This is a genomic window from Pantoea sp. X-Soil-OKNW-713 (assembly GCF_059730685.1).
Window position 1 is genome coordinate 786,808 of record NZ_AP035995.1, and the last position, 15,348, is coordinate 802,155.

Below are 15,348 nucleotides of genomic sequence, written 5' to 3' on the forward strand. Positions count from 1 at the left end.
CCGCAGAGGATATTTATGGAAGCCTGGGTACAACATCTTTTTACGCAATCTCTGGAATGGGCATTGTTTGCTGTCGCGCTGGTGACGTTTCTTGAGTCGCTGGCCTTCGTAGGATTGCTGCTGCCGGGCACGGTGTTGATGGCAAGTCTGGGCGCGCTGGTCGGCAGCGGCCAGATTGGTCTCTATCCGGCCTGGGCTGCCGGGCTGGTCGGTTGCCTGATTGGCGACTGGGTTTCCTATGGCATTGGCTGGAGATTCCAGGGGCCGCTGCATCGCTGGAAATATTTGCAAAAGTATCGTGGTTTGCTGGATAAGACCGAGCATGCGCTGCATCAGCACAGCATGTTTACCATCCTGGTGGGGCGTTTTGTCGGCCCGACGCGTCCATTAATTCCGCTGGCGGCTGGGATGCTGGAGTTACCGGTGCGCAAATTCCTGCCACCGAACATTATTGGCTGCATCCTCTGGCCACCGCTGTATCTGATGCCCGGTATCCTCGCCGGGGTGGCGATTGATGTGCCGCAGGCCGCACAAGGCAGCCACTTTACCTGGCTGCTGGCGCTGGTGGCGTTGCTGGTATGGCTGGGGTTCTGGCTGTGCTGGCGTTGGTGGCGCAGTGGCAAAAATATCGACTGGGCAACGGCGTATCTACCGGCGGCGCGTTTACGCTGGCTGGCACCGTTGGCCGCGGTGGTCGGCGTGGCAGCGTTTATTGCTATCCAGTTCCACCCGATGATGCCAGTGTTCCGTCATCTGCTGTGGAAGGTGTTCTTCGCTTAACGTTGTGCCACGCCGAGGATGGCGGCGGCGGGGGTTCTGCCATTGAGCAGGTCTTCCGTGCTGCCATCCCAGTAAATCCGCCCATCAACCACCACCAGACTGCGCGACGCGATTTGCCGCGCATCTTCCAGGCTATGCGACACCATCAGCAGCGTGATGTTACGCGCGACGCAGACGCTATGCACCAGTTGCAGCATCTCCTGACGCAACGCCGGATCGAGTGCAGAAAAAGGTTCATCCAACAATAGAATCGGCTGATTGCGCAGCAGACAGCGCGCCAGCGCCACGCGTTGGCGTTGCCCGCCGGAGAGCTGTCCCGGCAGGCGCTGTAGCATCTCCTGAAGCCCGGTCTGCGCGGCGATCTCAAGCACCTGCTGTTTCTGGTCAGCGGTAAGTTTTAAGCCCGGATGCAGCCCCAGTCCCAGATTCTGCTGCACCGTCAGGTGTGGAAACAGGTTGTTCTCCTGGAATAACATCGACACCGGGCGCGCGGCGGGGACGCTGGCGGTATGATCTTCGCCGTTCAACCATAAACTGCCGCTGCTGACCGGCAAAAAGCCGCCAATCAGGCTAAGCAGGGTACTTTTCCCGGCTCCGCTCGGACCCAGGATCGCCAGCCGTTCGCCGGCTTGCGCACTAAACTGGAAGCGCATCGGCAGATGCTGGTACATCCAGGTGAGGTTATTCAGTGTGAGCATGACGACCTGGCAATTTTTCCATCAGGGTAAACAGGAGCAGGCACAGCAGCAGCAACAGCAACGCGGTGACCGCGCCGTCCTCGCCGCGATAGGCGCCAATTTGCTGGTACAGATAGAATGGCAACGTGCGGAAATCCGCGCTGCCAAACAACGCCACCACGCCAAAATCGCCAATCGACAACACGCAGGCAAACGCCAGCGCCTGGGCAATCGGACGTTTCAGTGCGCGCAGTTCAAGCAGGCGCAGGCGGTTCAACCCCTGCATACCCAGCGAGGCGCATAACAGATTGTAACGCGCGCTGAGATCGCGCATCGGGTTCTCCAGCACTTTCATGGCATAGGGGATGGCGATCAGTGCGTTCGTGAAGATCACCAGCCCGTCGGGGGATTGCGGCAGGCCAACGGTGGCGTTGAACAGCAGGAAAAAACCGCTCGCCAATACGATGCCCGGCATCGCCAGAATTAGCATGCCGCTCAGTTCCATTGCTTGCGCCGGGATAGTGTGATGACGCAGGCGCAGTTCACGGCTGCTCCATAACAGCATCAGGGTAAGAATGACACACAACACGCCTGCTCCGATGGCAATGCGTAATGAGGTAAAGGTGGCCTGCCACAAGGCCGGTTGTTGAATCGCCCCGGCGACGCCGCCACGCAGGCCATCAGTCACTACCGCCAGCAAAGGCGGGAGCAACAACAACAAGGCCAAACCGATCAATACGCCATCGCTGAGGCGCGCGCGCCAGCTATCCTGGGGATCGCGCCAGCCGCGTATCTGCTGGTTTCCGCTCAGAATGGCTTGGCTGAAGCGCTGGCTCAGCAACACCAGCAGCAGGCAGCATCCCAGTTGCAGTAGCGCCAGCAGGGCCGCGCGCCCGGGATCGTAGTCAAAACTCAGCGCCTGATAAATCGCCAGTTCCAGCGTGGTGGCCTGCGGGCCGCCGCCCAGCGCCAGCACGGTGGCAAAACTGGCAAAGCACAGCATAAAAATCAGCGCGGCGGTCGGCAAAATCTGCCGCCGTAGCCACGGCCATTCGAGTAAGCGGAACAGGTTCCAACTGCGCAGGCCGAGCTGCGCCGCCAGCTGACGTTGCTCGCCCGGGATGCTTTCAAGCGACTGCAACAGCATGCGCGTGGCCAGCGGCAGATTGAAGAACACATGTGCCAGCAGAATGCCCTGCAACCCATAGGGTGAGAAGTGATAATCGAGACCTACCAGGCTGCACAGCTGGGCCAGCCAGCCGCTGCGACCATAGACGCTCAGCAGGCCGAATATTGCCACCAGCACCGGCAGCACCAGCGTCATGGCGCACAGGCGTAACAGCAGGTTACGTCCGGGAAAACGTCGACGGTACAGGGCGCGCGCCAGCGGGATCGCGGGGATGACTGAGCACAGCGCCGACAGTAACGCCTGCCAGAAGGAGAAAGCCAGTACGTGATGCAGATAGTCATCGGTGAGCAGGGCGCGCCAGTCACCGATGGGGGCTGACATCAACAGCGCACCAAACGCCAGCAGCGCCACCGCGCATAACAATAGCGCGGTGAAACTGCCGGGCAGCAGCCAGCCGGGAATTAACGGCTGACGGCGCGTTGCCATGCACTTATCCAGTCGTCGCGATGGTCGGCAACCTCAGTCGGGCTATATTGCAGCGCCGTTTGCGGTACGTTTAGCGTCTGATAACCGGCAGGCAACTCGCTTTTAATCACCGGATACATCCAGTTGCCGGTCGGGATGGTCTGCTGGAAGGCCGGGGATACCATAAACTGCATAAATTGCTGCGCCAGTTTTGGTTGTTTGCTGCTGGCGAGCTGCGCTGCCACTTCAACCTGCATGTAGTGGCCTTCGCTGAACGGCGCTGCCGCGTAGTTTTCTTTCTTCTCTTCAATGATGTGATAAGCCGGGGAGGTGGTGTAACTCAGCACCAGGTCGCCTTCGCCTTTCAGGAACAGGCCATAGGCTTCGCTCCAGCCTTTGGTGACGGTGACGGTTTTTTGCGCCAGTTTTTGCCAGGCATCTGGGGCCTTGTCGCCATACACCTTTTGCATCCACAGCAGCAGGCCAAGTCCGGGGGTGCTGGTGCGAGGATCTTCATAGATCACGCGCCATTTTTCAGGACTTTCTACCAACTCTTTCAGACTTTTGGGCGGGTTCTTCAGTTTGTTTTTGTCATAGACAAAGGCGAAGTAGCCATAGTCGAACGGGATAAAGGTGTCGTTGTGCCAGCCATCTGGCAGTTGGAGTGCGCCGGTATCCACCTGGCTTTTGGCAAACAGGCCGGTTTTTTCTGCCGCCTGCACCAGATTGTTATCGAGACCCAGCACGATATCCGCTTTGCTGTTTTTGCCTTCCATACGGACACGATTGAGCAGCGACACGCCATCTTCCAGCGCGACATATTTCAGCTCACAGCCGCACTGGGCTTCAAAGGCTTTTTTTACTGCCGGACCGGGTCCCCAATCGGCAGAGAATGAGTCGTAGGTGTAGACGGTCAGTACCGGTTTGGCAGCCAGCGCCGGGGCAGAAATCAGCAGCAGCACGGGCAGAACTTTTTTAAGCACTTTGCGCTCCTTGAGGAGAAGATAAGGTTGAGTCGCAAAGGATCTGAGCAGCGAGGCATCTCAAATCCCTACGCCGGTATTAACCGGATCAGGTTCGACGGGTCTCTCTCAGCCCCTGTAATGCAGGGCACCCCGTTGAGAACGGCTCATTCTAGTCATTTCCGGCTCAGGGCGAAAGGTTCACAGCTCCGGCGGGGCAAACCAGGCGGATTTAAAGTCAAACCAGCCAAGAGTATTCATGCGCACACCACGCATACTGCGCTGGCCTTCCAGCAGCAACCAGTGATGAAACAGCGGATGCAGGTAGTCACTGTCCACCAGTTGCTTGCTCCATTCCGCCAGCGGTAGCGTTTTTTCGCGCCAGCGTTCAGCCGCGCTTTGCCAGTCTATCGGGATGCATTGCTGCATCAGTGGCAGCTCATACAACTGGGCGAACAGCGAGTAATCCAGCGGCAGGGTGAAGTTGACACTGCCGAGCCAGATATCGCTTTCGCCTTCACCGTTAAACCATGCTTCGTAACTCAGTTCACGGGTGATTAACTCTACGCCCTGCTGCGCCAGCAGTGGGCGCAGCGCATTGGCGATCCCTTCATGCTCAACATGATGGCTGTACCAGCTGATGGTCAGTTGGGTGAGATGCTGTGGTTTGCTGACTGGGGTTAAGTCGCGGCGGTGGTGCCAGCGAGGAATCAAGCCATAGGCCGGGAACCAGTAGCGTTGATAACCTACCCCGGCGTTGTTCAGCAGGGCGATAGGGTTAAACAGATAGCTGACCCAGCGGCGGAAATGGGCATCGCGTCCCTGCTCTGAACGTTGGTCATACAGCAGAAAATAGCAACCCTCTTCCAGGCGGCTCTCCTCCGATTTTTCATCCGCGGTTTCGCCCTGCAACTTCACTCCGGCATACACCAGTTCGTCGCTGATTTCCGGCAATACCCAGATTGAGACATCATCAATCAACGCGCGGTAGCCGAAGTAGTCATCAAAAGCGGCAATTTTAAGTTGGCTTTGCTGGTTGCGCACCACGCTGTAGGGGCCGGTGCCAATCGGCTGACGGGCGAAATCGCGTACCGTTTGCCATTCGCGCGGCAAGATCATCGCGCTGACGCTGCCAAGCAACCACGGTAGCCAGTTATCGGGTTGAGTCAGTTGAATATCCAGCGTCCAGGGGGCAGGGGAGTGAAGTTTGGCAATATGGGAGAACAGCGGTTGGGTACGCAGACGATCCAACGAGCTGATGACATCCTCCATCTCCAGTTCACGACCGTGATGAAAACGAATCGCGGGTCGCAGGAAAAAGCGCCAGTGCAGCAGCGATGTTTGTTGCCAGTGATGGGCAATATCGGGTTCAATTTCCCCCTTTTCCTCATTTATCCGTGTCAGACCACTGAAGATTTGCCGCGCTAAATGGGTTTCGGAGCGACGCAACGGGGAACCGGGTAGCAGGTTGGGAAGCGGGCGATAATACAGGACGCGCAGAATATGCTTACCCTGGCGGAAGCTGCGGCCGAGGTGAGAAGCAATCATTTGGCGTACCTGATTTTTGTCGCCTACCAATTGCACCAGTTGTTCGATGCGATCCTGCTCCAGCAAATCTTCGGCGCGCTGCTGCTGCAATGCCAGCCCGGTATAACAAAAACTCAGCGTTGAACGTTTACCCCGTCCGGCTTCGGCCTGCCAGATTAACCAACCCGCATCCTGCATGGCATTCAACAGGTTGCGCATATGACGTCGCGAGCAGTGCAGCAATTCCGCCAGTTCGCTCAGGGTGGTTTCCTGATCCTGGCCCTGGCAGCTTTGCCACAGGCGGATAAATTGCTGTTGTAGACGTGAAGAGGACATAAAAGGGGAACTCCGCCGCGTAATCGCTCAGTTTTTCTTGCCCTATATTAGAGGCATAGTAGACCCCAATGGAAGAGCGGGAGGCATTCAGTCATGAATGGCGCTCTGCCAGCGGTTCTGCCGACGTAGAACCTTTTCTGAGTAGGGTGCAATTTCACCGCCAGCAGTGTGTTCTCTGCTGGCTTTTTTCGTCTTGCTGTGGAATCTTCTACCCTCATTTTTTTCCCCGATTGAATCCGCAAAGGGATTTCTGCATGAAATCGCTGTTAACGCGTAAGCCGTTCCTCAACCCGGTTTATCTGGCTTTTATGGCCGTCTCCTTTATGGTTGGCGTGGCCGGTGCTTTGCAGGCACCGACGCTGAGCCTGTTCCTGACGCGTGAAGTGCAGGTCAGGCCGTTCTGGGTTGGGTTGTTCTTTACCGTCAACGCGATTGCCGGGATTGTCATCAGCCTGCTGGTGGCGAAACGTTCCGACAACCACGGCGATCGCCGCCACCTGATTATGTTTTGTTGCCTGATGGCGGTGTGTAATTCGCTGTTGTTTGCCTTTACCCGTCATTATCTTACGTTGATTACGTTGGGCGTGCTGCTGTCGGCATTGGCCAGCGTGGCAGTGCCGCAAATTTTTGCATTGGCGCGTGAGTATGCTGACCGTTCCGCCCGCGAAGTGGTGATGTTCAGTTCGGTCATGCGTGCGCAGTTGTCGCTGGCGTGGGTGATCGGCCCGCCGTTATCGTTCGCGCTGGCATTGAACTATGGCTTTGTGACGCTGTTTTGCGTGGCGGCGGTGATCTTTTTGTTAAGCCTGCTGCTGATCTGGCGCACCCTGCCGTCGGTGCCGCGTGTGATCGTGTCTCCCGAGCAGGTGTTGACACAACTGAGTCCGTGGAAAGACAGCCAGGTGCGTCTGCTGTTTATCGCCTCGGTGATAATGTGGACCTGCAACGTGATGTATATCATTGATATGCCGCTCTATATCAGCTCCACGCTCGGTTTGCCGGAAAAGCTGGCTGGCCTGTTGATGGGAACGGCGGCCGGGCTGGAGATCCCGATTATGTTGCTGGCCGGGCATTATGCGCGTCGCTTCGGTAAACGTCGGCTGGTGCAGGTGGCGCTGGTGGCCGCAATGGTGTTTTATCTCGGGCTGGGTCTGTTCCAGTCACGTACCGCGCTGATGGTGTTGCAGCTGTTCAATGCTGCGTTTATCGGGATTGTTGCCGGAATCGGTATGTTGTGGTTCCAGGACCTGATGCCGGGACGTGCTGGCGCGGCTACCACTATGTTTACCACCTCGATCTCTACCGGAATGATTGTGGCGGGTTTGATTCAGGGGGCGCTGAGTGAACAGTTCGGCCATGAGTCGGTGTATTGGCTGGCGCTAGGGTTAGCAGTGCTGGCGTTGGGGCTGGCTTCGCGGGTGCGGGATGTGTAACTGCGCGCAATAAATCGCGCCGCTACGGCTGTAGCGGCACGATTAATCGCGCTATTTTAACGTAAAAACGCGGGCTGATTCGTCTCGTAGTCGGCGATGGACGCTTCGTGTTGCAGCGTCAGGCCAATGCTGTCGAGTCCGTTAATCATGCAGTGGCGACGGAAGCTGTCGATCTCGAAGCTATAGGTTTTGTCGCCAGCAGTCACGGTCTGGGCTTCCAGATCCACGATAAAGCTGATGCCTGGATGGCTTGCGACCAGCTTAAACATCTCATCAACTTCTTCATCGCTTAACTTCACCGGCAGCAACTGGTTGTTGAAGCTGTTACCGTAGAAGATATCCGCAAAGCTGGGTGCAATCACCACCTGGAAACCGAAATCGGTCAGTGCCCAGGGTGCGTGCTCACGCGAGGAGCCACAGCCAAAGTTTTCACGCGCCAGCAAAATGCTGGTGCCTTTGTATTCCGGCTTGTTCAGCACGAAGCTGGCGGTCGGTACGGTGCCGGCATCATCATCAAAACGCCAGTCGTGGAACAGGTGCGCACCAAAGCCGGTGCGAGTTACCTTTTGCAGGAACTGCTTAGGAATGATGGCATCGGTATCAACATTCGCGGCATCCAGCGGGGCTACGATTCCGCTGTGCTGAGTAAATTTCTTCGCCATGGCTTAAGCTCCCTGAGTCAGTTCACGAATATCGGCAAAACGGCCCGTCACCGCCGCCGCAGCGGCCATCGCCGGGCTGACCAGGTGGGTACGTCCACCACGGCCCTGGCGACCTTCAAAGTTACGGTTACTGGTGGAAGCACAGCGCTCACCCGGATTCAGACGGTCATTGTTCATCGCCAGACACATGGAGCAACCTGGCAGACGCCATTCAAAACCAGCTTCGAGGAAAATCTTGTCCAGACCTTCCGCTTCCGCTTGCGCTTTTACCGGACCAGAACCCGGTACCACCATCGCAACCACACCAGGCGCTACATGGCGGCCTTTGGCGATCGCGGCAGCAGCACGCAGGTCTTCGATACGTGAGTTGGTGCAGGAACCGATAAACACTTTATCGATCGCCACGTCGGTCAGTTTGATACCCGGTTGCAGATCCATGTAGGCCAGCGCTTTTTCGGCAGAGGCGCGTTCAACCGGATCGGCGAATGAGGCCGGGTTCGGGATTGCCTGGTCAACTGCCATCACCTGGCCTGGGTTGGTGCCCCAGGTCACCTGCGGGGCGATATCGGCGGCGTTCAGCGTCACCACGGTATCGAATTTCGCATCGCTGTCGGATTTCAGGGTGCGCCAGTAGGCAACAGCCTGTTCCCACTGCTCGCCCTTCGGTGCGAATTGTTTGTCTTTCAGATAATTAAAGGTGGTGTCATCCGGCGCGACCAGGCCCGCTTTGGCACCCATTTCAATTGCCATGTTGCACAACGTCATACGGCCTTCCATGGTCAGCGCTTCAATCGCCGGGCCACAGAACTCCACCACATGACCGGTTCCGCCGGCGCTGCCGGTTTTACCGATGATCGCCAGCACGATGTCTTTCGCGGTGATGCCCGGTGCGGCTTCACCCAGCACTTCAATCTTCATGGTTTTGGCACGGCCCTGTTTCAGGGTCTGGGTGGCAAACACATGCTCCACTTCAGAGGTGCCGATACCGAACGCCAGTGAACCAAAAGCACCGTGAGTAGCGGTGTGGGAATCACCACAGACGATGGTCATACCCGGCAGGGTCATACCCTGTTCCGGGCCGATGACGTGGACGATGCCCTGGAACGGGTGGTTCAGGTCATACAACTGAATACCGAATTCAGCGCAGTTCTTGATCAGTTCCTGCATCTGAATACGTGCCATCTCGCCCGACGCATTGATGTCTTTGGTCTGGGTGGAGACGTTATGGTCCATAGTAGCGAAGGTCTTCGACGGCTGACGGACTTTGCGACCGTGAGCGCGCAGGCCATCAAAGGCCTGCGGTGACGTGACTTCATGGATCAAATGACGATCGATGTACAGTAACGGGGTTTCGTTCGGTGCTTCGTGGACGACATGTGCATCAAATAACTTCTGGTATAAGCTTTTCATTTTTTTATTTTTCCTCGGTGATGAAGCGGGCAATGATGCTGCCCATTTCATCGGTGCTCACGGACTGACCGTCTCCGGCCAAATCACGGGTGCGATGACCCGCTTCCAGCGCACGGTTGATCGCGCGCTCAATGCTGTCGGCAGCCTCAGTGGCGTTCAGGCTATAGCGCAGCAGCAGGGACAACGAGAGGATCTGAGCTACCGGGTTGGCAATATTTTGACCCGCGATATCCGGGGCTGAACCACCCGCTGGCTCGTACAGGCCGAAACCTTCTTCGTTCAGGCTGGCTGACGGCAGCATGCCCATTGAACCGGTAATCATCGCGCATTCATCAGAGAGAATGTCGCCAAACAGGTTTGAACACAGCAGCACGTCGAACTGTGATGGGTCTTTAATCAGCTGCATGGTGGCGTTGTCGATGTACATATGGCTCAGTTGCACATCCGGGTAATCTTTCGCCACTTCGTTGACGATCTCACGCCACATCACGGAGGTCTGCAACACGTTGGCTTTATCGATTGAGGTCACTTTGTTGCGGCGTTTGCGCGCAGATTCAAACGCAATGCGGGCAATACGTTCGATCTCAAAACGGTGATACACCTCGGTGTCGAATGCGCGTTCGTGTGGGCCGCTGCCTTCACGGCCTTTCGGCTGACCAAAGTAGATACCGCCAGTCAGCTCGCGTACGCACAGGATATCGAAGCCACGCGCGGCGATGTCGCTGCGCAACGGGCAGAAGGCTTCCAGACCTTTATACAGCGCTGCCGGACGCAGGTTGCTGAACAGTTTGAAGTGTTTACGCAGTGGCAGCAGTGCGCCACGCTCCGGTTGCTGTGCGGGCGGCAGGTGTTCCCACTTCGGACCACCTACGGAACCAAACAGAATGGCATCGGCCTGCTCGGCACCGGCAACAGAGGCAGGTGGCAGCGGTTCGCCGTGACGATCGATGGCGATACCGCCAACATCATATTCGCTGGTGGTGATACGCATGTCGAAACGCGCACGAATCGCGTCCAGAACTTTCATGGCCTGCGCCATCACTTCCGGGCCGATTCCGTCGCCCGGCATTACCGCGATATGAAAAGACTTAGTCATAGTTACACCGTTTCCTTTTGCTCTTTAAATTTGCGCTGCAATTCTTTTTCCACCTGTTTGGCACGCCAGATATTGTTCAGGGCGTTGACCATCGCTTTGGCGGAGGATTCGACGATATCGGTCGCCAGGCCCACGCCGTGGAATTTGCGACCGTTGTAGTTGACCACGATATCAACCTGACCCAGGGCGTTCTCGCCGTGGCCTTTGGCGGTCAGTTTGTAGTTCACCAGCTCAGCTTCAAAGCCGGTGATACGGTTAATCGCCTGATAGACGGCGTCGACCGGACCGTTACCGGTGGCGGCGTCAGATTTGATCTCTTCACCACAGCCCAGCTGGACAGATGCAGTAGCGGTCACGCTGGAGCCGGTCTGCACGTTGAATTCTTTCAGCTGGAAATGTTCCGGTTCTTCATTCTGTTTGTTGATGAAGGCCAACGCTTCCAGATCGTAATCGAACACCTGACCTTTCTTATCCGCCAGCTTCAGGAAGGCGTCGTACAGGGTATCCAGGTTGTAGTCGGTCTCTTTGTAGCCCATCTCTTCCATACGGTGTTTCACCGCGGCACGGCCTGAACGTGAGGTCAGGTTGAGCTGGATTTTATGCAGACCGATCGATTCCGGCGTCAGGATTTCGTAGTTTTCGCGGTTTTTCAGCACGCCATCCTGGTGGATGCCGGACGAGTGGGCGAAGGCATTCGAACCGACCACCGCTTTGTTGGCCGGGATCGGCATGTTGCAGATCTGGCTGACGGTCTGGCTGGTGCGGTAGATTTCCTGATGTTTGATATTGGTGTGCACGTTCATGATCTGCTGGCGGGTTTTGATCGCCATGATCACCTCTTCCAGTGCACAGTTACCGGCACGTTCGCCCAGGCCGTTCAGCGTTCCCTCAACCTGACGTGCACCGGCCATCACCGCAGCAATCGCGTTGCCGGTGGCCATGCCCAGGTCATCGTGGGTATGCACAGACAGAATCGCTTTATCAATATTCGGCACGCGATTGATCAGCTGGCTGATGATGTTGGCGTATTCGTGCGGCAGGGTGTAACCCACGGTGTCCGGGATGTTAATGGTGGTGGCGCCAGCATTAATCGCGGCTTCCACCATGCGGCACAGGTCATCAATCGGTGTACGGCCACCGTCTTCGCAGGAGAATTCCACGTCGTTGGTGTAGTTACGCGCACGCTTGATCATATGCACCGCGCGCTCAATCACCTCAGGCAGCGTACTGCGCAACTTAGTGGCGATATGCATCGGCGAGGTGGCGATAAAGGTATGGATACGGAACGCTTCTGCAACGCGCAGAGATTCGTAAGCGGCGTCGATATCTTTCTCAACGCAACGTGCCAGGCCACAGACGCGGCTGTTCTTAATGGTGCGCGCAATGGTCTGAACAGATTCAAAGTCGCCCGGAGAAGAGACCGGGAAACCGACTTCCATTACGTCTACGCCCATACGTTCCAGCGCCAGGGCAATCTGCAATTTTTCTTTAACACTCAGGCTGGCCTGTAACGCCTGCTCGCCATCGCGCAGAGTGGTATCGAAAATAATAACTTGCTGGCTCATCGTAATCTTCCTTATGCATTAACTTCGCCGGTGCTACGAGCATAAAAAAACCCGCGCATTGGCGCGGGTTTTCTTAAACTTTCTGCAGGTTCGAATCAGTTGTTGATTCCGCCCACGAGTCTACCGCGCAATGGGGATGCGATTAGTAGTAGACCAAGTAGACGAAAAGAACGGGACATGGATCAAACCTCGTAAATTGAGTGCTGCACATATTGATACTGAGAAAGGCCGCTGATGTCAACCATAAGTGAAAGGTTATTTCTCAAGGTGCTCAAGGTGGATCTGCTGTGATTATTCGCTTGTTCAGAGGAAAAACAAATATTAACGCGGCGCTGGCGATTTTGATCACTTGCAAAAATGTTTTAAAAATGAATATTTATTTTAACCGTTTGATTTTAATTTGTTTTGTTGGGTTTATTTACCTGGTGGTAAAACAATGGCAAAGCGGTTGTTTAGACGAATCTCACGTCAGATAAGGATTTTAAAGATAATCACGCCAGGAATTAATTGCCGGGTAAGATTGTGGGCTGGAATGTTGCAAAATATGCATCGTGTATTTCTTATAACTCGCTGTAAATAATTGCCGAACCAGCATTATCATCTGCTGTTCTGTGCTGGGATTAGTTTAATCCTCGCGGGCAATTATCACGCCTTAGTGCCTTTGAGGTGGAAAGAAGCGGAGCTGAGAGGGATGGGCGTTTGCCTGCCGGGTTTTCTGCGGTTATGGTAATCGACCTACTCTCAAAAGAATGAACTCAAGTAGATTCCCTGTACCTGGAAGGCGGAAATGAATTCCGTCTTCTGAGCATAAACATAAGGTTTTGATCTTAATTGGCGAATCCGGGGCAGGATGTCACTGACGCGGCTGGAAAGCGAACGTCCGTGGATTCCGTCCCTCAAGCCTGGAGGCAGAAAATGGAGATGTTGTCAGGAGCCGAAATGGTCGTCCGTTCGTTAATCGATCAGGGCGTTAAACAGGTATTCGGTTATCCGGGCGGAGCGGTGCTCGATATTTACGACGCTCTGCAAACGGTCGGCGGTATCGACCACGTATTAGTTCGCCACGAACAAGGCGCGGTGCACATGGCTGACGGCCTGGCGCGTGCTACCGGCGAAGTGGGTGTCGTGCTGGTGACTTCCGGTCCTGGCGCCACCAATGCCATTACCGGCATCGCCACTGCTTATATGGACTCGATCCCGATGGTGGTTCTGTCGGGTCAGGTGCCGTCGTCACTGATCGGCTATGATGCCTTCCAGGAGTGCGACATGGTGGGGATTTCCCGCCCGGTGGTGAAGCACAGCTTCCTGGTCAAAAGCACCGAAGAGATCCCAACCGTCATCAAAAAAGCGTTCTGGCTGGCAAAAAGTGGCCGCCCGGGCCCGGTGGTGATTGACCTGCCGAAAGATATCCTGAACCCGGCGAATAAGCTGCCTTATGTCTGGCCAGAGTCGGTCAGCATGCGTTCTTATAACCCAACCATCCAGGGTCATAAGGGGCAGATTAAGCGCGCGCTGCAAACCCTGCTGGCGGCCCATAAGCCAGTGATGTATGTCGGTGGCGGTGCTATTACCTCGGGTTGCGAAGCCGAATTGCTGCAACTGGCGGAAAAGCTCAACATCCCGGTGACGACCTCACTGATGGGGCTGGGTGCTTTCCCTGGAACGCATCGTCAGTGCGTGGGTATGCTGGGTATGCACGGTACTTATGAAGCCAACATGACCATGCATAACGCTGACCTGATTTTCGGTATCGGCGTGCGTTTTGATGACCGTACCACCAACAATCTGGCGAAGTATTGCCCGAATGCCACGGTGATGCATATCGACGTTGACCCAACCTCGATTTCCAAGACCGTTGCCGCAGACATTCCGATCGTCGGTGATGCGAAACAGACGCTGACCCAGATGCTGGAACTGCTGGCGCAGACCGAGGTGAAGCAGGAGCTCGACAGCCTGCGCGACTGGTGGCAGACCATTGATGGCTGGCGTGGTCGCAAATGCCTCGAATTTGATCGCACCAGCGATAAAATCAAACCGCAGGCAGTGATCGAAACTATCTGGCGTTTGACCAAAGGCGATGCTTACGTCACCTCGGACGTGGGCCAGCACCAGATGTTCGCAGCGCTGTATTATCAGTTCGACAAACCCCGTCGCTGGATCAACTCCGGTGGTTTGGGCACCATGGGCTTTGGCCTGCCTGCGGCGTTGGGTGTGAAGATGGCGCTGCCGGAAGAAACCGTAATCTGTGTCACCGGTGACGGCAGCATCCAGATGAACATTCAGGAACTGTCGACCGCGCTGCAATATGATTTGCCGGTGCTGGTACTGAACCTCAACAACCGCTTCCTCGGCATGGTGAAGCAGTGGCAGGACATGATCTACTCTGGCCGCCATTCACAATCTTACATGGAGTCCCTGCCGGACTTCGTACGCCTGGCGGAAGCCTATGGTCACGTTGGAATCGCGATTCAGCATCCGGCCGAGTTGGAAGAGAAGCTGACCCAGGCACTGGAAACCCTGGCGAAAGGGCGACTGGTGTTTGTAGATGTGACGGTTGATGGCAGCGAGCACGTTTACCCGATGCAGATTCGTGGTGGCGGTATGGACGAGATGTGGTTGAGCAAAACGGAGAGGACATAATTATGCGTCGTATTTTATCGGTACTGCTGGAGAACGAATCCGGCGCATTGTCCCGCGTGGTTGGCCTGTTTTCGCAACGCGGCTACAACATTGAAAGCCTGACGGTCGCACCGACAGACGATCCCACCCTGTCACGTATGACGATTCAAACCGTCGGCGATGAAAAGGTGCTGGAGCAGATCGAGAAACAACTGCATAAGTTAGTTGACGTGTTACGTGTCAGCGAGCTGGGGCAGGGTGCCTACGTTGAACGTGAAATCATGCTGGTGAAAATCCAGGCGACCGGCTATGGCCGCGAAGAAGTGAAACGCAGCGCGGAAATTTTCCGTGGGCAGATCATCGACGTGACGCCAACGCTGTACACGGTTCAGCTGGCAGGCACCAGCGACAAGCTGGATGCGTTTCTTAACACTGTCCGTGACGTAGCGGAAATTGTTGAAGTGGCGCGTTCCGGTATCGTTGGTGTATCGCGCGGCGATCGCATCATGCGTTAATCACCGTCAGTAACAGACAGTCACGATGCTAACCCGGCGTAATGCCGGGTTTTTTTATTTTATGCGCTTGAACAAGCTGACGGATAAAAGCGGTTGCTCAGCGTAGTTTTCTGCGGTTAGATGTTACAAATGTTTTACCCTTAGCTACTCTGCGGGCATTTTCGCCACAGGG

General features: G+C 55.8%; 12 protein-coding genes and 1 riboswitch. Of the genes, 4 read left to right on the forward strand and 8 right to left on the reverse strand.

Annotated elements, in window-relative coordinates; translation table 11 throughout:
* Window positions 1-15 precede the first annotated feature (15 nt).
* The gene (locus AC6I8R_RS03515; RefSeq protein ID WP_021184761.1) at window positions 16-780 is read left to right on the forward strand and encodes a DedA family protein; all 765 of its coding nucleotides are present in this window, start codon (window positions 16-18) and stop codon (window positions 778-780) included.
* Here AC6I8R_RS03515 and thiQ read toward each other — a convergent pair.
* The 4 genes from thiQ to sgrR form a co-directional block, all read right to left on the reverse strand.
* Window positions 777-1,478 carry a thiamine ABC transporter ATP-binding protein ThiQ gene (gene thiQ / locus AC6I8R_RS03520; RefSeq protein WP_497831917.1) on the reverse strand — a complete coding sequence of 234 codons (702 nt, stop codon included), beginning with the start codon at window positions 1,476-1,478 and terminating at the stop codon, window positions 777-779. The genes AC6I8R_RS03515 and thiQ overlap by 4 nt on opposite strands.
* Window positions 1,462-3,072 (reverse strand): thiamine/thiamine pyrophosphate ABC transporter permease ThiP, encoded by a 1,611-nt coding sequence (thiP, locus tag AC6I8R_RS03525; RefSeq protein WP_497831918.1) that lies wholly within the window; start codon window positions 3,070-3,072, stop codon window positions 1,462-1,464. The genes thiQ and thiP overlap by 17 nt, the downstream gene beginning before the upstream one ends.
* Window positions 3,048-4,034: a thiamine ABC transporter substrate binding subunit gene (gene thiB, locus AC6I8R_RS03530; protein ID WP_497831919.1), complete on the reverse strand. Its 987-nt coding sequence runs from the start codon at window positions 4,032-4,034 to the stop codon at window positions 3,048-3,050. The genes thiP and thiB overlap by 25 nt, the downstream gene beginning before the upstream one ends.
* A gap of 47 nt (window positions 4,035-4,081) precedes the next feature.
* Window positions 4,082-4,179, reverse strand: a riboswitch (TPP riboswitch).
* A 35-nt stretch (window positions 4,180-4,214) separates the two neighbouring features.
* Entirely contained in the window at window positions 4,215-5,876 is a 1,662-nt protein-coding gene (gene sgrR / locus AC6I8R_RS03535; protein WP_208724775.1) for an HTH-type transcriptional regulator SgrR, read from the reverse strand.
* 254 nt (window positions 5,877-6,130) lie between these two features.
* Here sgrR and AC6I8R_RS03540 point away from each other — a divergent pair, with 254 nt between their 5' ends.
* Window positions 6,131-7,309 (forward strand): MFS transporter, encoded by a 1,179-nt coding sequence (locus AC6I8R_RS03540; protein ID WP_208724776.1) that lies wholly within the window; start codon window positions 6,131-6,133, stop codon window positions 7,307-7,309.
* Between the two features lie 56 nt (window positions 7,310-7,365).
* On the opposite strand, the gene leuD is transcribed toward AC6I8R_RS03540, so the two are convergent.
* The 4 genes from leuD to leuA are packed head-to-tail and all read right to left on the reverse strand — an operon-like array spanning window position 7,366 to window position 12,042.
* Window positions 7,366-7,971: a 3-isopropylmalate dehydratase small subunit gene (gene leuD / locus AC6I8R_RS03545; RefSeq protein WP_021184755.1), complete on the reverse strand. Its 606-nt coding sequence runs from the start codon at window positions 7,969-7,971 to the stop codon at window positions 7,366-7,368.
* Window positions 7,972-7,974: 3 nt separating this feature from the next.
* On the reverse strand, window positions 7,975-9,381 hold the full coding sequence (gene leuC / locus AC6I8R_RS03550; RefSeq protein ID WP_021184754.1) for a 3-isopropylmalate dehydratase large subunit: 1,407 nt from the start codon (window positions 9,379-9,381) through the stop codon (window positions 7,975-7,977).
* 4 nt (window positions 9,382-9,385) lie between these two features.
* Window positions 9,386-10,477 (reverse strand): 3-isopropylmalate dehydrogenase, encoded by a 1,092-nt coding sequence (leuB, locus tag AC6I8R_RS03555; RefSeq protein WP_021184753.1) that lies wholly within the window; start codon window positions 10,475-10,477, stop codon window positions 9,386-9,388.
* A gap of 2 nt (window positions 10,478-10,479) precedes the next feature.
* Complete coding sequence (gene leuA / locus AC6I8R_RS03560) at window positions 10,480-12,042, reverse strand: 2-isopropylmalate synthase (RefSeq protein ID WP_021184752.1); 1,563 nt, start codon at window positions 12,040-12,042, stop codon at window positions 10,480-10,482.
* 915 nt (window positions 12,043-12,957) lie between these two features.
* Between leuA and ilvI the strand changes: the two genes are divergently transcribed.
* Window positions 12,958-14,682 (forward strand): acetolactate synthase 3 large subunit, encoded by a 1,725-nt coding sequence (gene ilvI / locus AC6I8R_RS03565; RefSeq protein WP_021184750.1) that lies wholly within the window; start codon window positions 12,958-12,960, stop codon window positions 14,680-14,682.
* 2 nt (window positions 14,683-14,684) lie between these two features.
* A complete protein-coding gene (gene ilvN / locus AC6I8R_RS03570; RefSeq protein WP_021184749.1) occupies window positions 14,685-15,176 on the forward strand; it encodes an acetolactate synthase small subunit in 492 nt (163 codons plus the stop codon).
* The last annotated feature ends 172 nt before the right edge of the window (window positions 15,177-15,348 follow it).